The following is a 23,673-nucleotide window of genomic DNA, read 5'->3' as shown; positions in this document are numbered from 1 at the left end:
NGAGAGCAATGCGTTGCCGTTCACCTTCGTGCCGGCACCGGTGCTGACCGAGCTCGATCCCGATGAGGGGCCGGTGGCCGGTGGCACCTTGGTGACCATCACGGGCACCGACCTGGCGGGCGCGACCGAGGTGTCGATCGACGGGGCATCCGTGGTGTTCACGCAGGTGAGCGGCACCGAGATCACGTTCGTCACTCCGCCGCACGTGGCGGGTGAGGTCGACGTGACGGTGACGACGCCGGGTGGCGAGAGTGACGCTCTGCCGTTCACGTACGTGCCGCTGCCCGTACTGGCGGAGCTGGCGCCCGATGAGGGGCCGGTCACCGGCGGCACGCCCGTCTCGGTGACGGGCACCGGTCTGGCCGGTACCACGGAGCTCACGGTCGACGGCGTCTCGGTGCCGTTCACGCAGGTGAGTCCGACGGAGGTCACGTTCACGACGCCGGCTCACGCGGCGGGCGCGGTCGACGTGGTCGTCACGACGCCGGGCGGGGCGAGCAACGCGTTGCCGTTCACCTTCGTGCCGGTGCCGGTGCTGACGGCGCTCTCGCCCGATGAGGGTCCTGTGATCGGTGGCACGCCCGTGACAATCACGGGCACCGACCTGGGCGGCGCGACGAGCGTCACGGTCGACGGTGTCGCGGTGTCGTTCGTGCCGGTGAGTCCGACGGAGATCACGTTCACGACGCCGGCGCACGCTGCCGGCGCGGTCGATGTGGTCGTCACGACGCCAGGCGGGCCGAGCAACGCTCTGCCGTTCACGTACGTGCCACGGCCGGCGCTCACGTCGCTCACTCCTGATGCCGGGCCGACGGCGGGCGGCACGCTCGTCACGATCACGGGCACCGATCTCGCTGGTGCCACCGAGGTGACGATCCACGGGGTGTCGGCGGTCTTCACGCAGGTGAGTGACACGGAGATCACGTTCACCACCCCGCCGCACGTCGCGGGCAACGCCGTCGTCTCGGTGACGACGCCGGGCGGCTCCAGCAACGGCTTGCTGTACACGTACTTCGACGTTCCGGCGTTGACAGCACTGGCGCCCGATGAGGGGCCTGCCGCCGGCGGCACGCTCGTCACGGTGACCGGCACCGACCTGGCCGGCGCGACCGGGCTCACGGTCGACGGGGCATCCGTGCCCTTCACGCAGGTGAGTGAGACGGAGATCACGTTCACGACACCGGCGCATGCGGCCGGGCCGGTCGACGTGGTCGTGACGACGCCGGGCGGGGCGAGCAACGCGCTGCCGTTCACGTACCTGCCCCCGCCGGTCCTCACGGAGCTGACCCCCGACAACGGGCCGGAGACCGGCGGAACTCCGGTCACCATCGCGGGCACCCAGCTCGGTGGGGCGACGAGCGTCACGGTCGACGGGGTCCCGGTGCCATTCACGCAGGTGAGCGACACGGAGATCACGTTCACGACGCCGGCTCACGCCGCAGGTGAAGCCGACATCGTGGTGACGACACCGAACGGGGCATCCGCGCCGCTGGTGTTCACCTTCACCCCGGTCACGACGGTCGACGGGGTCACACCGCCGACGGGTCCGCCGGCAGGCGGCACCGAGGTCACGATCTCGGGCCACTGCTTCACGGGCGCCACCGCGGTGCGATTCGGTTCGACGCCGGCGACCTCGTTCCGGGTCGTGAACGACACCACGATCGTGGCCGTCTCGCCGGCCGGCACCGGCACCGTGGACATCACCGTGGTCGGCAGCGCGAGCTGCGGTACGGGAAGCCTGCCCGGCGGCTTCGGCTACGTCGCCGCCGGCGGCTCGTCCGGTGCTGCGGCGGGCGGCAGCATCGCGTCGACCGGTGTCGAGCCGATCGTCCCGACGCTGCTCGGGGTGCTCGCCCTCATGATCGGCGCAGCGGCGATGGTGGTCGCGCGTCGACGCCGAGGCACTCAGCGCTGATCGACGGAGATGGCCCGTTCGCAGCGGTTGCTGCGAACGGGCCATCCGCCCGTCGGGCTCGTCAGCGGGCGTGCCGCGCGCAGTCGATGCAGAGTTCGGCAGTGGGCCGCGCCTCGAGGCGCGGCACGGTGATGCGCTTGCCGCAATTGGCGCAGAAGCCGTAGCTGCCGTCGTCGATGCGCGCCAGGGCGTGATCGATGTCGGCGAGCTCCGCACGAGCGTCGGCGAGCACCGCAGTTCGCTGCGACCACTCCTGCGTCATCGTCGGCCCCTCGGGGTCGTGTTCGTCATCGGCGGTGGCGCCGGACCTGGCGGCCCGTACCTCGCTCATGACGTCGCCGAATTCGGCGAACCTGCCCTCCGCATCGGCCCGCTCCTGCAGGAGTTTCGTCCGGAACCGATCGAGCTGTGCCGGTGTCATCGTCGACGTCATGACGCCCCCTTCCGATTCCCGCATGGTACGCCCCTGACATCCGGCCGTGGTGTCGGACGCGGCAACTACGATTGATACGTGGTCACCGCCCTGTATCGCCGCTACCGGCCAGAGACGTTCGCCGAGATGATCGGCCAGTCCCAGGTGACGGAGCCGCTCATGACGGCGCTCCGCACCGATCGTGTCAATCACGCCTACCTGTTCAGCGGCCCTCGCGGCTGCGGCAAGACGACGTCGGCGCGCATCCTGGCGCGCTGTCTGAACTGCGCAGAGGGCCCGACGGATGTCCCGTGCGGCGTCTGCCCCAGCTGCGTCGAGCTCGCTCGGGGCGGCGGCGGGTCGCTCGACGTCGTCGAGATCGACGCGGCGAGCCACAACGGCGTCGACGATGCGCGCGACCTGCGCGAGCGCGCCGTGTTCGCCCCTGCGCGTGATCGCTTCAAGATCTTCATCCTCGACGAGGCCCACATGGTCACGCCGCAGGGGTTCAACGCCCTGCTGAAGCTCGTCGAAGAGCCGCCAGAGCACATCAAGTTCATCTTCGCGACGACCGAGCCCGACAAGGTGCTCGGCACGATCCGGTCGCGCACGCACCACTATCCCTTCCGCCTCGTGCCGCCCGGGCCGATGCTCGAGTACGTGCAGCAGCTCTGCACCGAAGAGGGGGTCGAGGTCGCGCCGGGCGTGCTGCCGCTCGTCGTGCGAGCGGGCGGCGGTTCGCCGCGAGACACGCTCTCGCTCCTCGACCAGCTCATCGCCGGTTCCGAGGGGCCCACGATCGACTACGAGCGGGCCGTTGCGCTGCTCGGGTACACGCATGGTGCGCTGCTCGACGAGGTCGTCGATGCGATCGGCGCCGGCGATGCAGCGGGGGCGTTCGCCGCGGCCGACCGGGTCGTGCAGACCGGCCAAGACCCGCGTCGCTTCGTCGAAGACCTGCTCGAGCGGCTGCGCGACCTCATCGTCGTCGCGGCCTCGTCGCCCGAGACCGCTGCTGCGGTCCTGCGCGGCGTACCCGAAGACGAGTTGGCCCGCATGGCGGCCCAGGCCGCGGCGTTCGGCCAGGCGGAGCTCTCCCGCGTCGCCGACCTCGTCAACCAGACCCTCACCGAGATGACCGGCGCCACGTCGCCGCGCCTGCACCTCGAGCTCATGCTCGCGCGCGTGCTCGTGCCGGCGGCCGACGACACCGAGCGCGGCGCCCTCGTGCGCGTCGAGCGGCTCGAGCGCCGGGTCGGCGTGGCCGACGCCGTCGGAGCGGCTCCTGCTGCGCCCGACGCGAGCCCCGCCGTTCGCGCTGAGCCGGCCACACCGGCCGCTCGGGTTCCCGCCGAACGGCCGTCGCCGCCGGCAGCGGTCGGCGACGTCACCTCGGCGTCGCGTGCGCCTGCGACATCCGCGGCCGCGAAGTCCGAGGCGACGCCGGCGGCTCAGGCGCCCGTGCCCGCGAGCGCGGGCACTGCGCCCGACGTGTCCGAAGCCGCTCGGCCGGCGAAACCCGTCGGACCGGTCACGCTCCAGCAGATCCGCGATGCCTGGCCAGAAGTGCTCTCCTCGCTGCAGCGCACGAAGCGCAGCGCCTGGATGGTCGCCTTCACCGCGCAGGTGCGCGACTTCCGCGACGGCGATGTGCTCGTCCTCGCCTTCCCGAGCGAGCACGACGTCGCCGGGTTCCGCGGCGGTGCGCCCGGGCAGAGCGTCAGCGAACTGCTCCGCGAAGCGATCGTCGACGTGCTCGGCGTCCGGGTGAAGTTCGTGGCGCGGGTCGACGGGGCCGGCGGCACGCCGACCGGTGGTTCGCCGGCCGCGACCCCGCCGGCACCCGCGACACCGCAGCAGCCGGTCACGCCGTCGATGCCGAATGCAGGCGCTCCGACGGCTGAGGCGACGGGTCCGGCAGCAGTGCAGGGGGAGGGCCTTGCAGCCGCAGCGCGTCCCTCGGCATCCGAGACGCGATCGAACCAGGCCTCGAGCTCATCCGCGTCGCGTCCATCAGCTTCCGACCCGGCGGCAACGGGCCCGGCGCCGTCGGGCCCGGTCGACTCGTGGGCGACCGTGGCGATCCCGCGCGATCCGAGTGAGAGCGACGGCGCCGAGTCCGCGGCGTCGGGCAGCCGCACCGCGACGGCACTCGCCGAGCGACCGGAGTCGCCCGCAGCCCGCTCTGCGCCATCGGCGACGGTCGTCGAGCCTACCGTGGCTCCTTCGGCGGCCGCGCGCGTCGACCTCGACGCTCCGCCCGACGATGCCGACGCGCCTCCAGAAGACCAGGAGCCGCCGTTCGATCCGGGGCCCGAACCCGATGTGATCGTCGAGGCCTCGTCCGCACCGGCGGCTGCACCGGCATCGGCTCCGGTTGCCCGTGCCGACCGGGCACCCCAGCGCGTCACCCGCCCGCAGCCGAATGCTGGCGGCGACGGCATCCAGCGGTACGGCGAGGCCGTCGTGCGCGAGGTGCTCGGTGCCACGTTCCTCGAAGAGATCGAAGCGCCGGCCCGGCCCGGCTTCGGGGAGCGTGGCTGATCATGTACGAAGGCATCGTCCAAGAACTGATCGACGAGCTCGGGCGTCTGCCCGGCATCGGCCCGAAGTCGGCCCAGCGCATCGCGTTCCACATCGTGCAGACCGAGCACTTCGACGTCAGCCGCCTCGCCGAGATCCTCATGCAGATCCGCGAGAAGGTGCGGTTCTGCGAGATCTGCGGCAACGTCTCCGAAGAGGCGACGTGCGGCATCTGCCGTGACCCGCGACGCGACCCCGCCCTCATCTGCGTGGTCGAGGAGGCGAAAGACGTCGTCGCCATCGAGCGCACCCGCGAGTTCCGCGGGTTCTACCACGTGCTCGGCGGCGCGATCAGCCCGATCGACGGCATCGGCCCAGACGAGCTCCGCATCCGCCAGTTGATGCAGCGACTCGCCGACGCGACGGTGACCGAGGTCATCATCGCGACAGACCCGAACCTCGAGGGCGAGGCGACCGCGACCTACCTCAGCCGCCTGCTCTCGACGCTCGAGATCCGGGTCACGCGACTCGCCTCCGGCCTCCCCGTCGGCGGCGACCTCGAGTACGCCGACGAGGTCACCCTCGGCCGCGCATTCGAGGGTCGCCGCGTCGTCGGCTGACCTCGGGCGCTTGACGCTCCGCTCGCGCGCGGCTAGAACGGAGCCATGGCGAGCAAGGGTGCGGAGTGGGTCGCGGGATACGTCGCGGCATGGCAGTCGAACGACCCGGCCGAGATCGGGGCGCTCTTCACCGATGACGCCCGATATCTCACGAGTCCCGATTCCGAGCCCCGCATCGGTCGCGACGCGATCGTCGCGGGCTGGCTCGAAGACCTCGACGAGCCGGGTTCGTGGGCGTTCGACTGGCACATCGTGCACGAGCACGACGACTTCGTCGTCGTCCAGGGGCGAACCGACTACCCGGCCGAGCGCGACTACCTGAATCTCTGGATCATCCGTCTAACCGACGACGGCCGCGCCACCGAGTACACCGAGTGGTACATGCCGCGGCCGCACGAGGGCTGATCGCGACTACCGCAGCACCTCGACGAGCACGACCCACGCGATGATCAGCGCCGCGATGATGCTGAGCACCGAGCCGACGGCCATGACGATGAGGCCGATCTCGACCGTGCCGCCGATCACGAGCATGGCGCCGGTGAGAAAGGCCGCGACGGGCAGCACCCCGGCGACGCTCTTCAGCGCCCGCTCGGTCGGAGCGACGTGGCGTTCCCCGGCGACCACCCGGATCGCGTGCACCTGGAAGACGCCGGCGACGAGCGCCGCGACGAGCACCTCGATGCCGTAGGCCATGGCAGGCTGACCGGGGACCAACCCGAACGCGCCCGCCGTGATCGCCAGCACGAGCGCCGCGATCGAGGAGGCGGCACGGGGCGGCAGCGTCACCGACTTCATGATCTCGGCGATGTTCACCGACATCGCGACGATGAGGAGGCCCGCGAGGGCGGCGGTCGCGCCCACCATCGCGACGTTGAACTCCGACCAGCTCGCCAGCGGCTCCGACATGGGACCACGCTACCGCCGCCTCGCTCTCGCGGACGTCACATAGCCGGGCGCGTATGCGGGCCCGCCGTATGATGGTGCTTCCGGCGCCGGCCACCCGAGCGGCAGCCAGCAAACCACCCCTGGGAGACCACGTGAGCTTGATCGTGCAGAAGTTCGGCGGGTCGTCCGTCGCCGACGCGGAGAGCATCAAGCGGGTCGCCAAGCGCATCGTCGAGACCCGCAAGGCCGGCAACGACGTCGTCGTGGCGGTCTCCGCGATGGGCGACTCGACCGACGAGCTGCTCGATCTCGCGAACGAGGTCACGCCGCTTCCCGCGCCCCGTGAACTCGACATGCTGCTCTCGGCCGGTGAGCGCATCTCGATGGCGCTGCTCGCGATGGCGATCAAGGGCATGGGCCACGAAGCGCGCTCGTTCACGGGCAGCCAGGCCGGCATGATCACGGATGCCACGCACGGCGCCGCCCGCATCGTCGACGTCACGCCGGTTCGCCTGCGCGAAGCCCTCGACGACGGCGCGATCGTCATCGTCGCCGGCTTCCAGGGCTTCAACCGCGACACCCGCGACATCACGACGCTCGGCCGCGGCGGTAGCGACACGACCGCCGTCGCGCTCGCGGCCGCCCTCGAGGCCGATGTGTGCGAGATCTACACCGACGTCGACGGCGTCTTCACCTCCGACCCGCGCATCGTGAAGAAGGCTCGCAAGCTCGACAGGATCACGAGCGAAGAGATGCTCGAGCTCGCGGCATCCGGAGCCAAGGTCCTGCACATCCGCGCAGTGGAATACGCGCGCCGCCACGGCGTGACCCTGCACGTGCGCTCGTCGTTCAACAACAGCGAGGGGACCATCGTCTACGACCCCGCGCGCCTTCCCGAAGGAGAAGCTGTGGAAGAGTCCGTCATCGCAGGTGTCGCGGTCGATCTGACCGAGGCGAAGATCACGGTCGTCGGCGTTCCCGACAAGCCGGGTGTCGCCGCGAAGATCTTCAAGATCGTCGCCGGCACCAACGCGAACGTCGACATGATCGTGCAGAACGTCTCGGCCGCCTCGACCGGTCGCACCGACATCTCGTTCACGCTTCCGAAGTCCGAGGGCGAGCGGGCGCTCACGGCCCTCGCCGGCTCGCAGGAGGCCATCGGCTTCCTCTCGCTGCAGTACGACGACCAGATCGGCAAGCTCTCGCTCGTCGGCGCTGCCATGCGCTCGGCCGCGGGGGTCTCCGCCCGCCTGTTCGAGGCGCTCTACACGGCCGGCATCAACATCGAGATGATCTCGACGAGCGAGATCCGCATCTCGGTCGTCACGCGCGCCGACAGCGTGCACGCTGCTGCCCGCGCCGTGCACTCGGCATTCGAGCTCGACGGCGACGACGACGCGGTCGTGCACGGCGGCACCGGGCGCTGATCGCCTGATCGCAGGTCGAGCGGATGCCGCATCCGCTCGACCATCGAAATCCTCGCGGAACCCGGGGCAATCCTGCCAAGGTTCCGCGAACCGCCGGGCGGCGCCGCCCGGGCTGGGACAATGGAAGAACGCTTCCCGGCGGCCGAGCGGCTGCCGGGCGATGGAGGAGTGCACGTGGCCAACACCAACGGAGTGAACATCGGCGTCGTCGGCGCCACCGGTCAGGTCGGCGCGGTCGTGCGACGCCTGCTCGAGGAGCGCGACTTCCCGGTCGCCTCGATCCGCTACTTCGCCTCGGCGCGGTCGGCCGGCTCGACGCTGCCCTGGAAGGGCGACGACATCGTGATCGAAGACGCCTCGACGGCTGACCCGAGCGGGCTCGACATCGCGATCTTCTCCGCCGGCGCCACGCTCTCGAAAGCACAGGCGCCGCGATTCGCCGCCGCCGGCGTCACGGTCATCGACAACTCGAGCGGCTTCCGCATGGACCCCGACGTTCCGCTCGTCGTGAGCGAGGTGAACCCGCACGCGATCGACCAGGCCGTGAAGGGCATCATCGCGAACCCCAACTGCACGACCATGGCCGCGATGCCCGTGCTGAAGGTGCTGCACGACGAGGCCGGTCTCGAGCGGCTCATCGTGAGCACCTACCAGGCGGTCTCGGGTGCGGGTCTCGCGGGCGGCGAGGAGCTGCTCGAGCAGGCCCGTGCGGCCGTCTCGCAAGACACGATCGGGCTCGTGCACGACGGGGCATCCGTCACGTTCCCGGCAGCCGAGAAGTTCCCGCGCACGATCGCCTTCGACGTGATCCCGCTCGCCGGTTCGATCGTCGACGACGGCGACCTCGAGACCGACGAAGAGAAGAAGCTCCGCAACGAGAGCCGCAAGATCCTCGAGCTGCCGGGGCTTCGCGTCGCGGGCACCTGCGTGCGCGTGCCGGTCTTCACGGGTCACTCCCTCACCATCCACGCCGAGTTCGCGAACGAGATCACCCCCGAGCGGGCGACCGAGCTGCTCGCCGTCGCCCCCGGTGTCGAACTCTCCGAGGTGCCCACGCCGCTGCAGGCGGCCGGCACCGACCCGAGCTACGTCGGGCGCATCCGCCAAGACCAGTCGGCGCCCGAGGGCAAGGGCCTCGTGCTCTTCGTCTCGAACGACAACCTGCGCAAGGGCGCGGCGCTGAACGCCGTGCAGATCGCAGAGCTCATCGCGGCGAAACTGCCTGCCGCGGTCTAGCACCATCACGAACGGATGCCCCGTGGCCGACCGGCCACGGGGCATCCGTCGTTCTCGCTGTTCGCCGGTCGAGGAGGTGCGCCAGCGCGTTTCGAGACCCACTCGAGGGTCTCGAAACGCTGCGATCCTCGACCGGCCGCCGGCAGCCGTTGCCGGTTCGTGACCTCGATGATCTTGACGTTTCTGAGTTTTGTATACAGAATACTGAGGTAGCAGTTCCCCCGATCCGGCGCTCGACGCCGGCCCTCCTGCAATGACGAAAGAGGTAGCGGAATGGCCCGCGCGAACTCGAAGATGAGACGTCTCCTGGCGATCGGCGCGGCAAGCGCTCTCGCCGTCGGCCTGGCGGCCTGCAGCGGCGGAGGAGGTGCGAAGGACGAGAACACCGTGGTGTGGTCGACCTGGGGCACCGCCGAAGAGCTCACCCGCTACCAGGACTTCAACAAGGAGTTCATGAAGCGCCACCCCGACATCACGGTCAAGCTCCAGCCGGTCGCGAGCTACGACGAGTACCACTCGAAGCTCCTCGCCCAGCTCGCCAGCAACACCGCACCCGATGTCTTCTACGTCGGCGACGACAAGATGGGCCAGTTCGTCGACTCCGGCCGGCTCATGCCGCTGAAGGAGCTCATGGAGGGCGAGGACAGCCAGACGAAGCCCGACGACTTCTTCCCGGGCCTCTTCGGTGCCGCTGAGAAGGATGGCGAGTACTACGGTGCGCCGAACGACTCGAACCCCGATGTGCTCTGGTACGACAAGCAGGCGCTCGAAGCCGCCGGCATCACGGAGGACCCGGCCACCCTCGCTGAGAACGGCGAGTGGACGACCGAGAAGTACCTCGAGATGAACGCCGAGCTGAAGGACGCGGGCCTGACCGGTTCGATGTTCTGGAACTACTGGGCGACGCACTGGAGCTGGTTGTCGTCGCAGGGGCTGCCCGCACCGTACGACGAGTCGGGCGCCTTCACGGCGAACAGCGACCCGGCGAGCGTCGAGGCGATCGACACCCTCGGTGCCCAGTTCCAGGACGGCACCTTCGTCGTCGCGGACACGCTGCCCGACGGCGCCGGCGCAGACAGCGTCTTCGTGACCCACAAGGCCGGATTCTTCGTGCAGGGCCGCTACACGATCGGCACGGTCGAATCGACCGGCGAGCAGGACAGCTACGACATCGTGCGCTGGCCGACGCCCGACGGCGAGGTCGCACCGACCGGCGTCGCGGTCTCGTTCCTCGCGATCAACGGCAAGACGGCGGCGCCTGACGCGGCCTTCACGTTCTGGACCGAGTTCCTCTCGGCCGAGGGGCAGACCTTCCGTCTCGAGGGCGGTGGCAACGCCGTGCCCTCGATCAAGGGTGCCGACGACGTCGTGCTCGAGGGCGACTACCCCGCCCACGCGCAGACCTTCCTCGACATGCGAGACGTCGGCTTCACGAACTACGCCGCCGAGGCCCGCGTGCCCGGTCTCTCGATCGACATCAGCGACCTCTTCCTGAAGCTCTACGAGGGCAAGCAGGACGCGCAGACCACCCTCGACGAGGCCGCCGATCTCGTGGCGGAGAAGTCGGGCGAGTAGCGTGACCGCACTCACCACCGGTGAGCGGATGCCGCAGGCCCAGCCTGCGGCATCCGCCCCACGCCGCCCGCGGAAGGAGTCGGCCTGGCGCCGACGGGACCGACGATGGGGCTACGTGTTCGTCGGCCCGCAGCTGCTCGGCATGTCGCTGTTCGTGGTGCTGCCGTTCGCGGCGAGCATGGTGCTCGCCTTCGCGAGCTGGGACGGACTCGGGGAGCTCACCTGGGTCGGCTTCGAGAACTTCAGCGCCCAGTTGCAGGACGAGCTGCTGCTGCGCTCCATCGTGAACACGCTCATCATCGCGTTCGTGACGGTGCCCATCGGCCTCGGCCTCGCCGTCGTCATCGCGGTCGCGCTCGAGAAGCTGAAGACGCGCACGCTCTACCTGGTGCTGTTCTTCGCGCCGGTGGTGACCTCGACGGTCGCGGTCGCGATGATCTGGCAGCAGATGTTCCGTGCCGACGGAGTGCTCTCGACGGCGATCTCGAACATCTTCGGCATCGCTCCGCCCGACTGGCTCGGCGACCCGAAGCTCGCCCTGCTCGCGGTCTGCATCGTGACCATCTGGTCGTCGCTCGGGCTCAACGTCATCATCTTCCTCGCGGGCCTGCAGAACATCTCGCCGTCGGTCATCGAGGCGGCCCGCATCGACGGTGCCGGTGCCTGGCGGCTGCTCACCAGCATTCGCCTGCCGCTGCTGTCGCCGATCGTGTTCTTCTCGTCGGTGGTCGCGTTCATCTCGTCGCTGCAGACCTTCGACACCGTCTACGTACTCGTCTCGAACGCCGGTCCCGACAACGCGACCCGCACGATCGTGTACCACATCTACGATCTCGGCTTCGGCAAGTTCGAGATCGGCCCGTCGAGTGCCGCGAGCGTGATCCTGCTCGTGATCACCCTCGTGATCACGGCGATCCAGTTCGGCGCCCAGAAGAAGTTCGTGCACTACGAGGATGACGCAGCATGAGCCTTGCGAACCCGCGCCTGGTCGACGGAACCCAGACCCCGCCCACGGACTCGACGGTCGCATTGAGCGCGCCCGGTTTCGAGCACCGCCCCACGGGCGCGCGCACCGGCAAGGGCGGCCGACGCCTCGGTGCCACGGCCCTGCACGTCGCCCTCATCGTCGCCGGACTCGCGATGGTGTTCCCGTTCGTCTGGATGCTGCTGACGTCGTTCAAGTCGCTGCCCCAGCTGCTGCAGGACCCGCTCGCGTTCCTGCCCCAGCCCTGGACGTTCGACAACTACGTCGAAGCATGGAACGCGGTGCCGTTCGGCCAGGCCTACGTCAACAGCATCTACATCGCGGCGCTCGTCGTCGTCGGCACGCTGCTCACCGCGTCGATGGCCGGCTACGCCTTCGCGCGCATCCGCTTCCGTGGCAGCCGGGTGCTGTTCATCGTGTTCCTCGCGACGCAGATGATCCCCAAGCAGGTCACCCTGATCCCGTTCTACATCCTGATGACGCAGCTCGGCTGGGTCGACTCGCACCTCGCACTCATCGTGCCGGGTCTGCTCGCGAACCCGTTCGCGGTGTTCCTCATGCGTCAGTTCGTGCTGTCGCTGCCGAAGGAGCTCGAGGAGGCGGCGATCGTCGACGGCGCCGGCCGCTGGCGGATCTTCTGGAGCGTCGTGCTGCCGAACCTGAAGCCGGGCCTCGCGGCGCTCAGCATCATCGTCGCGCTCGATGTGTGGAACGCGTTCCTGTTCCCGCTCGTGCTGCTGAACAGCCCCGACCTGTTCACGGTGCCGCTCCTGCTCTCGAGCTTCCAGGGGCAGTTCGGCTCGGTCAACTACGGGCTCGTCATGGCCGCCTCGGCGATCTCGACGATCCCGATGCTGATCGTGTTCGTCATCGGCCAGCGCCGCATCCTCAACAGCATGGCGGCCTCGGGACTGGGCGGACGATGAGCGTGACAAGGTCGATGACTGCCAGCCGGTCGAGTAGCGAAGCGTATCGAGACCAAGCGGATGCCTCGGAGCTGGCCGGCCTCGCCGGCCGCCATCTCGATCTCGTGCAGGCTCCGTTCACGTTGCCGCGCTCGCGCGTGCTCGTGTTCCGGGCCGACCGGGCGGAGCTGGCCGACCGGATCGGCGACGAGGAGGCCGTCGATCCCGCCCCCGCGACGGCGCTTCGCGTGCACACCTCTGAGTACGAGCGCTGGCTCGACGACTGCCGAGTGATCGACGAACTCGTGGTGAGAGGCGCCGACGGCGTAGCGCTGCCCGTCACGCGTGTGCTGCCGCACGTCATCGAGTTCGGCGGGGGAGCGGCGACGCTCACGTTTGCCGGACCCGGAGCGCTCGGCATCGCCGGCGTCGGCTCGAGCGTCGAGTGGACGGTGCCGGACGGCGCGCGCACCCGCGTGGAGCTCACCGCTGAGGCACCGGCCTTGCGTTTGCACGTCGGAGCCGACCGCTCAGTGCGGCACGAGGCATCCGCTGCGCCAGACGACGACCTCGTGGCGACCGAGCGCCTCTGGATCGACTGGTTCGCGAAGTGCCCGATCGTGCGCAGCGACCTGCAGCAGATGGCCGCCTTCTGCTGGTGGGTGCTCGGCGCGAACATCGTCGAGCTGCCGTCGATCGGCGAGGCGCGCGGGGTCGTGCCGTCGAAGATCGGGTACGTCGGTGTCTGGCAGTGGGACGCGTACTTCATCGCGGTGGGCCTGCGCCACGGCGATCCGGCGCTCGCCCGCGAGCAGCTCGAGATCGCCTTCCGATTCCCCGGTGACGACGGGCAGCTGCCCGACGTCGTGCACGAGCAGGGCGTGCTCGCCTCGAGCGACGACCTGCCCGCTGCCGACCGCGACCGCCTGCGCCGCGCCGGTTCGCAGATCGCCGATCCGAACGCCTCGGTGCCGCTGACCAAGCCGCCGCTCGCAGCATGGGCCCTTGCGAAGGTGCTCGAGGTCGAGGACGCGCCGGAATGGGCCCGCGCACAGCTCGAGACGATCCGTCGCTCGCAGGACTGGTGGTTCGCCGGCAGCGATCTCGACGGCGACGGGATGCCCGAGTACGGTCACCCCTACTCCTCGGGTCTCGACGACTGCCCCATCTTCGACGGCCCCTTGCCGACGACCGCGCCCGACCTCGGCGCCTACCTCGTGCTCCAGGACCTGGAGCTCGCACGGCTCGCCGAACGCTACGGCACGGATGCCGCGGGCGACCCCCGCGCGCACCGGGACCGCGCCGCTCGCACCCTCGAGCTGCTCCTCGGCATGTGGCATCCGGAATCCGGCCGGTTCCTCGCCCGGGCTGCGGGGGAGACGGTCGGCACTGACGCGATCGTCGGCTTCATGCCGCTCCTGACCGGCGGGCTGCCGCAGCCGGTCGTCGATGCGCTCATCGCCGCACTCGCCGACCCGGCCCGATACGGCCTGCCCTGGACGGTGCCGACGGTCTCGGCCGCCGATCCCGACTTCTCGGCCGAGCGGATGTGGCGCGGGCCGGTGTGGGTGAACACGAACACGCTCATCATCGAAGGGCTGCGGGCCTCGGGGCATCCGGAACTCGCCCGCGACCTCGCCGAACGCACGGTCGCGCTCGTGGTGAACGCCGGCGGACCTCACGAGTACTTCAACCCGGCCACCGGGCGGAAGGCGAGCACCGCGACGACCGCGTTCGGCTGGTCCGCGGCGCTCTTCATCGACCTCGCGGTCGGACTGTCGGCTCCGTCGGTCGAGCCCCTGCCGGTCGAACTTCTGCCGGTCGAGTAGCGAAGCGTATCGAGACCTCGTGCGGGGTCTCGATACGCTCCTTCGTCGCTCCTCGACCGGCGGAGCCCGGGGCCATCCCACCCACTGTGTGTATTCAATATTCAGATCAGACAAGGAAGTCCAGATGAACACGACCCGTACCCTGCTCGCGTCCGCCTCGACCCTCGCAGGCGTCGCGCTCCTCGCCGGCTGCGCCATGGGCGGCGGCCAGTCCGCCGGTCCCGTGGTGCTCGACCCAGACGCGAAGCTCGCGGGCGAGATCACCGTGTGGTCGTGGGACGTCGCCGCGACCGCGCTCGACCGCCTCGGCGCCGACTTCGAGGCCGAGCACCCCGGCACGACCGTGAACGTGGTCGACGTCGGGTACGACAACGCCTACGACAAGCTCTCGGTCGGCCTCCAGGCGGGCAGCGGCCTGCCAGACGTCGTGACGATCGAGACCGACCGCGCCCCCGGCTACATCAACGAGTTCCCGAGCGGCCTCGTCGATCTGGACCCCGTGCTCGGCGATGCGGAGGCCGACTTCGACCCGTTCAAGTGGGCGGCGCAGTCCGACGCCGACGGCGCGCTCAAGGTCGCGCCGTGGGACTCGGGCACCGTGGGCCTGTTCTACCGCACCGACTACTTCGAGGAGGCGGGCATCGACCCGGCCTCGATCGCGACGTGGGACGACCTCGTCGCGGCCGGCGAGCAGATCAAGGCCGAGAGCGGCCACACCCTCCTCTCCCTCGACGTCGCGACGGGCGGCGGGTTCCAGATGCTCCTGCAGCAGCAGGGGCAGGGACTGTTCGACGAGCACGGCGACATCACCGTCAACTCGCCCGAAGCCGTCGAGGCGCTCACGCTGCTGCAGACGCTCAACGAGAAGGGCCTGCTGAAGAACGTCAAGGGCTGGGACGGCCGCGTCACGAGCGCCAAGGACGGCGACTCGGCGGTCACTCCCGAGGCGGTCTGGTGGATCGGCACGCTGCTCGGCGACGCCCCCGAACTCAGCGGCAGCTACGGGGTGACCGAGCTGCCGGCCTTCGAGGAGGACGGCGTCCGCACGTCCAACAGCGGCGGCTCGGGTCTCGCCGTGCCGGCGCAGGCGAAGAACCCGCAGCTCGCGGCCGCGTTCGTCGACTTCGCGCTCGCCGACGCTGAGAACCAGGCTTCGATGATGGAGCACGAGGGCCTCTTCCCGTCCTACCTGCCGGCACTGCAGGGCGAGTACTTCGCCGAGCCGCAGGAGTACTTCGGCGGTCAGCCCGTCTACGAGCTCTTCGCCGAGCAGACCGCGAACATCCCCGCGATCACCTTCACGACCGACAACGCCGAAGCGAGCGACATCGTCGCGAACGCCGTCGTCGCCGCCGTGCTCAACGGCGCCGACCCGCAGCAGGCGCTCGACGACGCGGCGCAGCAGATCGCGACGGCGACCGACCGCGAGATCGCGGAGTAGCACCATGACCGCACCGACGCTCGCCACCGGCGAGCGCGGGCGTGGAGCGAACGAGGGGCGAGGCATCCGAGGCGACGAACCGGATGCCGCGCCCCGCCGTTCCCGGACGCTGGGGCGCAGGCTCCAGCGACCGGGGGCGTGGTTCGCCCTGCCCGCGGCCGCCCTGCTCGCGATCTTCTTCGCCTACCCGCTCGTCACCTCGCTCTGGCAGAGCTTCTTCGCCACCTCGGGCGGGGTCTCGAGCTGGGTGGGCCTCGAGCAGTACGCGCGGCTCTTCTCCGATCCGCTGATCGCGAAGAGCCTCTTCAACGCCGGCCTCATCCTGATCGTGCAGGTGCCCCTCATGATCGGGCTCGCCGTCGGGCTCGCGTACCTGCTGAACCAGTCCTGGCTCAGGTTCCGCTCCGGGTTCCGCCTCCTGACCTTCCTGCCCGCCGTGACGACGCTTGTCGCCTACGCCGTCGTGTTCCGCGTGATGCTCGCGACCGACGGGGGAGCGGTGAACCATATGCTCGGCCTCGTCGGCGTCGCACCCGTCGACTGGCTCAACAACGAGTGGTGGGCACGCGTCGCGCTCGTCGCGGCGATCACGTGGCGATGGACCGGCTACAACATGGTGATCATCCTCGCCGGGCTGCAGGCGATCCCGGGGGAGCTGTACGAGGCCGCCCGCATCGACGGTGCCGGGCGCTGGCAGATCTTCACGAAGATCGTCATCCCGCAGCTGCGGCCCGTGTTGATCTTCACGACCGTGACCTCGACGATCGGCGCGCTGCAGCTCTTCGACGAGAACTGGATCCTCACCGAGGGCGGCCCGAACGACGCCACGCTCACCCCCGTGCTCTACCTGTACAAGGTCGGGTTCCGCCAGTTCGACTTCGGCTACGCCTCCGCGATCGCGTGGATGCTCGTCGTCATCACCGCGATCATCGCGATCGTGCAGTTCCGCATCATGAGGGAGAAGCCGTGACCGCGACCTCGGCACTGACGTCCGTCAACCCCGAGGCGAGGGGTGCGCGTGAGTCGCGCCCGACCGGGTTCCGCCCGGCGCTCGCCCGCGGCATCCTTCGCCTGCCCGTCTACCTGCTGCTCGCGGTCGCGAGCGTCTTCTCGGTGCTGCCGTTCCTCTGGATGGTGATCGCCTCGACGCACTCGACCCCCGAGCTGTTCGGCACGCCGCTGCCCGTGCTGCCCGGCGACCAGCTGTGGGAGAACCTCGCGCGGCTGCAGGAGTCGGTGAACTTCAGCCAGGTCATGCTCAACAGCCTCGGCATCGCCGTCGTGTACACGGTGTTCTCGGCGGTCGTGAGCGTGATGGCCGGCTACGGACTCGCCACCTACCGGTTCAGAGGGCGCGGAGTGCTCCTCGGCGTCGTGCTCGTGACGATGATGATCCCGATGCAGGTGCTGCTCGTGCCCCTGTTCCAGATGATGGCGAGCGCCGGATGGATCGACAGCTACCAGGCCGTCATCCTGCCGTTCCTCGCGAACGCGTTCGGCATCTTCCTCATGCGGCAGTCGTTCCTCGACTTCCCCGCGACGCTCATCGAGGCGGCGCGCATCGACGGGGCCGGGGAGCTGCGCACCTTCTATCGCATCGTGCTGCCGGTGGCCCGGCCGCAGCTCGCCGCACTCGTGATCTACACCTTCATCAGCCAGTGGAACGCATTCATCTGGCCGCTGCTGATGCTGAACACCGAGGACCGGTACACGGTTCCGGTGGCGCTCAACACGATGATCGGCATGTCGCGCGTCGACTACTCGGGACTCATGCTCGGCTCCCTGCTCGCGACGCTGCCGCTCATGCTGCTGTTCCTGGTGTTCCAGAAGCAGTTCGTGTCGGGCCTGATGGGCGGCGCCGTCAAGGGCTGAGCGGGCGGCATCGCTGCTCGACCGGTGCGGGCGGGGCAGTCGGGTCAGGCGGAGAAGTAGGGGCTCGAGGCGTTGTCGAGGATCCGCTGCATGCCGTGCATCCAGTTGGCCTTGAGGGCCGCCACGGCACCCGGAACGTCGCCGACCTCGAGACGCGCGGCGATCGCGGCGTGCTCGGCGGCGACTCGCTCGACCATGACGTCGTTCGGTACGAGCAGCGACTCGTACCGGTGGAAGGCGCCCCGCACGCTCGCGATGACATCGAGCAGACGCACGTTCGGGCACGCGGAGAGCATGATGCCGTGCCACTCGTCGTCCTTCGTGACCACGAGCGCGTGCTCGACGACCTCCTGGTCGAACTCGGCCGCGAGCTCGGAGAGCCGCCCGCCGATCTCGCGCAGCCGTTCGATGGGGCTGAGCTCGAGCGCGAGCCCTTCGAGGGCGGCCATCACGGGGGCGAGGTCCTCGAACTCGCTCGCGCTCAGCGGCACGAACCGGAAGCCCTTGCCGTTCTCGCTCGTGATCTGACCCTCGCTCTCGAGCGCGATGAGGGCTTCGCGGAGCGGCGTGCGGCTGACGCCGAGCTCACCGGCGAGCTGCACCTCGTTGATGCCCTCGCCGGGTTGGACCGCACCCGATCGCATGCGCGCGAGCAGTTCCTCGCGCACCTGCGATCGCAGGTTCTTGCGTTCGATCGCCATGTATTCGCCTTCCGGGCCGCTCACGGCCGCTCGGGCCATCCGCGGCCAGCCTAGGCGTTTGCGAGGGCTTGACCGGTTCCGGCATTCCGTTTACGGTGTCTGTATACAGAATACATTCTGCACCGCAGCGTGTACACCCCAAGAGACCGAGGAGCAGGTGTGGCCGTCGACGTCCCCCGCAGCATCCGACTCGATGCGCTCGCCTACGGCGGCGATTACAACCCCGACCAGTGGCCAGAAGAGGTCTGGCACCAGGACGCCCGGCTCATGCGCGAGGCCGGCGTCAACATCGTGAGCCTCCCGGTGTTCTCATGGCCGCAGCTCGAGACCGCCCCCGGCGTCTACGACTGGGGATGGCTCGATCGCGTCATCGAGATCCTCTGGGAGGCCGGCATCCGCATCGACCTCGCGACGGCGACCGCGACGCCCCCGTCATGGCTCGTTCGCAGCCACCCCGAGATGCTGCCGAGCGACGAGAGCGGCCGGCGCCTCGAGTTCGGCTCGCGCCAGGCCTACTGCCCGAGCTCGCCCGTCTGGCGCGAGCACGTCGGGCGCATGACCCGGGCGATGGCCGAACGCTATGGCGAGCACCCCGCGCTCGCGCTCTGGCACATCTCGAACGAGTACGGCGATCACGTCTCGCGGTGCTGGTGCCCCGAGTCATCCGCTCACTTCCGCCGTTGGCTCGAGCAGCGCTACGGCACCCTCGACGGGCTGAACGAGGCGTGGGGTGTGAACGTCTGGGGTCAGCGGTACACCGAGTGGGCGCACATCGAGGCGCCGCGGCGCTCGACCGGGCCCGTGAATCCCACCCAGCTGCTCGACTTCGAGCGGTTCTCCTCCGACGCGCTGCTCGAGCTCTTCGAGATCGAGGTCGAGATCCTCCGGGAGGTCACGCCCGAGATCGGCGTGACCACCAACTTCATGAGCATCCTGCGCGACCTGAACTACTGGGACTTCGCGGCCGTCGAGGACCTCGTCACCGACGACGCGTACCCCGACCCGGCCGATCCGCTCGCGCACGTGCCCGCGGCGCTGAACTACGGCTACATGCGTTCGCTCAAAGGCGGACAGCCGTGGCTGCTGCTCGAGCAGGCTCCGAGCGGCGTGAGCTGGCGAGACGTCAACGTGCCGAAGGCGCCCGGCCAGATGCGCATCGGCAGCCTGCAGGCCATCGCGCACGGTTCCGACGGCGCCATGTGCTTCCAGTGGCGTCAGGCGAAATACGGGCAGGAGAAGTTCCACTCGGCGATGCTCGGGCACCGCGGCGAGGCCTCCCGCACCTTCCAGGAGGCGAAGGCGTTCGGTGCCGAACTGCAGCGTCTCGAACCGGTGCGCGGCAGCCGCGTGCGCTCCCGCGTCGCACTGGTCATCGACCACGACTCGTGGTGGGGCTCGTCGGCCGCCGAGTCGCTGCCGTCGCAGCGGCTCGAGTGGCTCGCGCAGGCGCGCGCCTGGAACGCGGCCCTCTTCGCGCTCGGCCACCCCGTCGACGCGGTGCAGGCGACCTCCGACCTCTCGGGCTACGACCTCGTCGTCGCGCCCAACCTCTACGTGACGGATGGCGCCCAGGCCGCCGCGTTCGCGACCTTCGTCGAGCGAGGCGGCCAGCTCGTGGTCGGCCCGTTCTCGGGCGTCGTCGACGCGACCGAGAAGGTGCACGACGGCGGCGCTCCCGGCCCGCTCAGGGGCCTCCTCGGCGTCGAGGTCGACGAGCAGTGGCCGGTGGCCGACGGGCGGGCCGAGCGCGTCGCCTTCGCCGACGGCCTCGCGGAGTTCGACGCGCCGATCTGGGGCGAGTGGCTAGAAGTGCACCCCAGCACCGACGTGGTGGCGGGCTACGCGAGCGGCGAGCTCGACGGTCGGCCGGCGATCACGCGGCGCCCGGCGTCGGTCGAGGCATCCGCTGGTCTCGACACGCCGAGCTCCTCGGCCGGCGCCGCCTGGTACGTCAGCTGCGTGCTCGAGCCGACGGGCCTCATCGAGCTCTTCCGCGCCGTGCTCGGCGCCGCCCGCCTGCCGGCGCGCGACCGCACCCACGCCGACCTCGAAGCCGTCACCCGAAGCGACGAGAACACCGACTACACCTTCGTCCTGAACCACGGTCGCGACGAACTCGTCGTCGACGTGCCCGAAGGCGCCCGCGACCTGCTCGCGCCCGAGGGTCTCGATACGCTCCGCCACTCGACCGGCGGGCGAGCCACCCTCACCCTGCCGCGTTTCGGCGCCGCCGTGCTCGCGACCCCGCGGGCCGGCGCCGCCCCGTTCATCACCCTGTCCGACATCGACGACTGAAGGCTCCCATGAACCAACCCTTCACCCACCCGTACCTGCCGAACACCGCACCCGACGTCAAGCAGGCCATGCTCGACGCCACCGGCGCGGCGTCGGTCGCGGAGTTCTACGCCGACGTGCCCGATGAGCTTCGCCTCAGCCGGCCGCTCGACCTGCCCGCGCCGTTCCCGGCCGAGCAGGATCTCGCGCGTCACGTGCGCGGTCTCCTCGCGAAGAACCGCTCGACCGAGGACCGCCTGAGTTTCCTCGGACACGGCACCTACCAGCACTACGTGCCGGCGGTCGTCGACGAGGTCATCAACCGGAGCGAGTTCCTGACCGCCTACGCCGGTGAGCCCTACGAGGACCACGGCCGATTCCAGGCGCTGTTCCAGTACCAGTCGCTCATGGCCGAGCTGCTCGCCATGGACGTCGTGAACGTGCCCACCTACGACGGCTACCAGGCGACCGCGACCGGTCTCGCGATGGCCGGTCGCATCACGGGCCGCAGGCGCGTGCTCGTCGCGAGCGACGTGCTGCCCGCGAAGTACTCGAAGGTGGCCGACTTCGTGCGCGTGCACCTCGACCTCGAGCACGTGCCCACGGTGAACGGCACCGCGGATGCCGCGGCGATAGCCGCCCGCCTCGGCACCGACGTGGCAGCGGTCTGGTTCGAGACGCCGAGCGCGACGGGCGCCGTCGAGACGGCGCTGCGCGCGATCTCCGACCTCGCCCACGAGGCGGGTGCGATCGTCGTCGTCGGCACCGACCCCATCGGCTACGGCGTGCTCACCCCGCCCGCCGAGCAGGGCGCCGACATCGTCACGGGCGACATCCAGTCGCTCGGACTGCACCAGTGGTACGGCGGCGCGCACGGCGGATTCATCGCCGTCGCCGACGACCCGACCTTCATCATGGAGATGCCGTCCCGCCTCTTCGGACTCGCCACCACCGACGTGCCCGGCGAAGTGGGCTTCGGCGACGTCGCCTACGAGCGCACGTCCTTCGCCCAGCGCGAGGAGGGCAAGGAATGGGTCGGCACGGCCGCCGCACTGTGGGGCATCGCCGCCGGCGTCTACCTCGCGCTCATGGGTCCGCAGGGCATGGCCGACCTCGGCGAGCTGCTGCTCGCCCGCACCCGCTACGCGCAGCAGCGGCTCGCCGCGATCCCCGGCGTCGTGCTCGCCGACGGCGCGCTGCACCTGCGGGAGTTCACGGTGAACGTCGCCCGCGCCGGCCTCACCGCCCAAGGCGTCGTCGAGGCGCTGCGCCGCGACGGCATCGAGCCCGGCGTCGTCGTCGGCGAGCACACGCTGCTCGTCTGCGTCACCGAACTCACGAGCCAGGCCGACATCGATCGGCTCGCGGCATCCCTCGCCGGTCTCGCGACCGCAGCGGATGCCTCGACCACCCCCGTCACCACTGCAACGATCCTCGAGGAGCAGAACGCATGAGTCTCCCACTCGCGCCCAAGCCGGCCATCCGCCGGTTCCACCAGGCCAGCTGGGACGAGCCGGTCATCTTCGAGCTCTCGACACCGGGCGAGCGAGGCGTGTTCGTCACGCCGATCGAACCGGGCGTGCGCGACGCGGTCGGCGACGTCGTGGCGGCGCTGCCCGCCGGTCTTCGCCGTGCGACGCCGCCCGCGCTGCCCGAACTCGGCCAGATGCGCGTGCTGAAGCACTACCTGCGCCTCTCGCAGGAGAACCTCGGCGCCGACCTGAACGTCGACATCGGCCAGGGCACGTGCACGATGAAGTACTCGCCGAAGATCAACGACCAGCTCATCGGCACCCCGCAGCTCACGGCGATGCACCCGCTGCAGGACCCGGCCGACGCGCAGGGCGTGCTCGAGATCGTCTGGAGCCTCGAGCGCATGCTCGCCGAGATCTCCGGCATGGACCAGGTCTCGCTGCACACGCAGGGCGGCTCGGCCGCGATCTGGGCCAACATCGCCATGATCCGCGCCTACCACGAGGCGAATGGCGAGGGCGAGCAGCGTCGCGAGGTCATCACGACGATCTTCAGCCACCCGTCGAACGCGGCGGCGGCGAAGGCCGCGGGTTACGAGGTCATCACGATCTTCCCCGACGCGGAGGGCTACCCCGACCTCGCCGCCCTCAAGGCGGCGCTCTCGCCGCGCACGGCGGCGATCATGGTCACCAACCCCGAGGACACCGGCATCTACAACCCGGCGATCAAGCAGTGGGTGGATGCCGCGCACGAGGTCGGCGCGCTCGCCGCGTACGACCAGGCGAACGCGAACGGCATCCTCGGCATCACCCGCGCCCGCGACGCCGGGTTCGACGTGTGCCACTTCAACCTGCACAAGACGTTCTCGACGCCGCACGCCTGCGGCGGCCCGGGCGCCGGGGCGAACGCGGTCAGCGCCGCGCTCGCGCCCTTCCTGCCCGGCCCGCGGGTCGTGCGCGAGGTCGCCGCCGACGGCGCGGTGCGCTTCGACCTGCGCGACACGGATGCCCGGTCGATCGGCTCGGTCGCGCCGTTCCACGGCGTGATCCCGAACATCGTGCGCGCCTACTCGTGGATCATGGCGCTCGGCGCCGAGGGCCTGCTCGCCGCGGCCGAGATCGCGGTGCTGAACAACAACTACCTGCTCGCGAAGGTGCTCGAGATCCCCGGCGCCTCCGCGCCGTACGCGGCGGGTCGCCGCCGCATCGAGCAGGTGCGGTACTCGTGGCAGGAGCTCTTCGAGGACACCGGCATCTCGTCGGAGGAGATCGGCATCCGCATGACGGACTTCGGCATGCACTACTGGACGAGCCACCACCCGTACGTCGTGCCGCAGCCCTTCACCCTCGAACCGACCGAGTCGTACTCGAAGGCCGAGATCGACGAGTACGTGGCCGTCCTCGCCGAGGTCGCACGCGAGGCGCGCGAGACCCCGGAGGTCGTGCGCACCGCGCCGCACAACCAGACGGTGCACCACACCCACCACGACGACCTCGACGACCCCGAGCGCTGGGCAATCACGTGGCGCGCGTACCAGCGCAAGTACTTCGGTGCCGGAACGCCGGCTTCGGCGGCGGAGCCGGCGGAGACCGCGGCCTGA

General features: G+C 70.0%; 19 protein-coding genes. 16 read left to right on the top strand and 3 right to left on the bottom strand.

The features are described from left to right. Nucleotide 1 precedes the first annotated feature (1 nt). Nucleotides 2–1,915, top strand: a 1,914-nt coding sequence (locus tag ASD23_RS11060) for an IPT/TIG domain-containing protein (protein ID WP_235507719.1), incomplete at its 5' end; no start/stop codon positions are given. A 61-nt stretch (nt 1,916–1,976) separates the two neighbouring features. Here ASD23_RS11060 and ASD23_RS11055 read toward each other — a convergent pair. Further along, a complete protein-coding gene (locus ASD23_RS11055) occupies nt 1,977–2,348 on the bottom strand; it encodes a TraR/DksA family transcriptional regulator (RefSeq protein WP_056010284.1) in 372 nt (123 codons plus the stop codon). 78 nt (nt 2,349–2,426) lie between these two features. On the opposite strand from ASD23_RS11055, the gene ASD23_RS11050 reads away from it, so the two are divergent. Genes ASD23_RS11050 through ASD23_RS11040 form a run of 3 tightly spaced genes read left to right on the top strand, consistent with a single transcriptional unit; the run spans nt 2,427 to nt 5,875 of the window. Beyond that, nucleotides 2,427–4,871 (top strand): DNA polymerase III subunit gamma and tau, encoded by a 2,445-nt coding sequence (locus ASD23_RS11050; RefSeq protein WP_056010282.1) that lies wholly within the window; start codon nt 2,427–2,429, stop codon nt 4,869–4,871. Between the two features lie 2 nt (nt 4,872–4,873). Beyond that, entirely contained in the window at nt 4,874–5,470 is a 597-nt protein-coding gene (gene recR / locus ASD23_RS11045; protein ID WP_056010280.1) for a recombination mediator RecR, read from the top strand. Nucleotides 5,471–5,515: 45 nt separating this feature from the next. Then, a complete protein-coding gene (locus ASD23_RS11040) occupies nt 5,516–5,875 on the top strand; it encodes a nuclear transport factor 2 family protein (RefSeq protein ID WP_056010278.1) in 360 nt (119 codons plus the stop codon). A 6-nt stretch (nt 5,876–5,881) separates the two neighbouring features. On the opposite strand, the gene ASD23_RS11035 is transcribed toward ASD23_RS11040, so the two are convergent. After that, nucleotides 5,882–6,376, bottom strand: a complete 495-nt coding sequence (locus tag ASD23_RS11035; RefSeq protein ID WP_056010276.1) for a hypothetical protein — start codon at nt 6,374–6,376, stop codon at nt 5,882–5,884. Between the two features lie 131 nt (nt 6,377–6,507). Between ASD23_RS11035 and ASD23_RS11030 the strand changes: the two genes are divergently transcribed. The 9 genes from ASD23_RS11030 to ASD23_RS10990 all read left to right on the top strand — a co-directional run bounded on the left by ASD23_RS11030 (nt 6,508) and on the right by ASD23_RS10990 (nt 17,625). Further along, nucleotides 6,508–7,782, top strand: coding sequence for an aspartate kinase (locus tag ASD23_RS11030; protein ID WP_056010274.1), 1,275 nt, complete (start codon nt 6,508–6,510; stop codon nt 7,780–7,782). Between the two features lie 174 nt (nt 7,783–7,956). Further along, entirely contained in the window at nt 7,957–9,018 is a 1,062-nt protein-coding gene (locus ASD23_RS11025; RefSeq protein WP_235507718.1) for an aspartate-semialdehyde dehydrogenase, read from the top strand. Between the two features lie 294 nt (nt 9,019–9,312). Continuing rightward, nucleotides 9,313–10,593 (top strand): ABC transporter substrate-binding protein, encoded by a 1,281-nt coding sequence (locus tag ASD23_RS11020; protein ID WP_235507717.1) that lies wholly within the window; start codon nt 9,313–9,315, stop codon nt 10,591–10,593. Nucleotide 10,594: 1 nt separating this feature from the next. Beyond that, on the top strand, nt 10,595–11,560 hold the full coding sequence (locus ASD23_RS11015; protein WP_082571378.1) for a carbohydrate ABC transporter permease: 966 nt from the start codon (nt 10,595–10,597) through the stop codon (nt 11,558–11,560). Further along, nucleotides 11,557–12,504, top strand: a complete 948-nt coding sequence (locus tag ASD23_RS11010; protein ID WP_082571377.1) for a carbohydrate ABC transporter permease — start codon at nt 11,557–11,559, stop codon at nt 12,502–12,504. Before ASD23_RS11015 ends, ASD23_RS11010 begins: the two co-directional genes overlap by 4 nt. A 14-nt stretch (nt 12,505–12,518) precedes the next feature. Continuing rightward, nucleotides 12,519–14,312: an amylo-alpha-1,6-glucosidase gene (locus ASD23_RS11005; RefSeq protein ID WP_056010267.1), complete on the top strand. Its 1,794-nt coding sequence runs from the start codon at nt 12,519–12,521 to the stop codon at nt 14,310–14,312. Nucleotides 14,313–14,436: 124 nt separating this feature from the next. Next, nucleotides 14,437–15,753, top strand: coding sequence for an ABC transporter substrate-binding protein (locus ASD23_RS11000; protein WP_056010265.1), 1,317 nt, complete (start codon nt 14,437–14,439; stop codon nt 15,751–15,753). A gap of 4 nt (nt 15,754–15,757) precedes the next feature. Further along, nucleotides 15,758–16,723: a carbohydrate ABC transporter permease gene (locus ASD23_RS10995; RefSeq protein ID WP_082571376.1), complete on the top strand. Its 966-nt coding sequence runs from the start codon at nt 15,758–15,760 to the stop codon at nt 16,721–16,723. After that, on the top strand, nt 16,720–17,625 hold the full coding sequence (locus ASD23_RS10990) for a carbohydrate ABC transporter permease (protein WP_235507716.1): 906 nt from the start codon (nt 16,720–16,722) through the stop codon (nt 17,623–17,625). The genes ASD23_RS10995 and ASD23_RS10990 overlap by 4 nt, the downstream gene beginning before the upstream one ends. A gap of 44 nt (nt 17,626–17,669) precedes the next feature. On the opposite strand, the gene ASD23_RS10985 is transcribed toward ASD23_RS10990, so the two are convergent. Next, nucleotides 17,670–18,326, bottom strand: coding sequence for a GntR family transcriptional regulator (locus ASD23_RS10985; RefSeq protein ID WP_056010263.1), 657 nt, complete (start codon nt 18,324–18,326; stop codon nt 17,670–17,672). 159 nt (nt 18,327–18,485) lie between these two features. On the opposite strand from ASD23_RS10985, the gene ASD23_RS10980 reads away from it, so the two are divergent. The 3 genes from ASD23_RS10980 to gcvPB are packed head-to-tail and all read left to right on the top strand — an operon-like array spanning nt 18,486 to nt 23,673. Continuing rightward, nucleotides 18,486–20,621: a beta-galactosidase gene (locus ASD23_RS10980; RefSeq protein ID WP_056010261.1), complete on the top strand. Its 2,136-nt coding sequence runs from the start codon at nt 18,486–18,488 to the stop codon at nt 20,619–20,621. An 8-nt stretch (nt 20,622–20,629) separates the two neighbouring features. Then, nucleotides 20,630–22,054, top strand: a complete 1,425-nt coding sequence (gene gcvPA, locus ASD23_RS10975; RefSeq protein ID WP_056010259.1) for an aminomethyl-transferring glycine dehydrogenase subunit GcvPA — start codon at nt 20,630–20,632, stop codon at nt 22,052–22,054. Further along, the gene (gene gcvPB / locus ASD23_RS10970) at nt 22,051–23,673 is read left to right on the top strand and encodes an aminomethyl-transferring glycine dehydrogenase subunit GcvPB (RefSeq protein ID WP_056010258.1); all 1,623 of its coding nucleotides are present in this window, start codon (nt 22,051–22,053) and stop codon (nt 23,671–23,673) included. Before gcvPA ends, gcvPB begins: the two co-directional genes overlap by 4 nt.

Source organism: Agromyces sp. Root1464 (genome assembly GCF_001427265.1).
Lineage (GTDB): Bacteria > Actinomycetota > Actinomycetes > Actinomycetales > Microbacteriaceae > Agromyces > Agromyces fucosus.
This window is presented reverse-complemented; position numbering and strand designations above follow the sequence as displayed.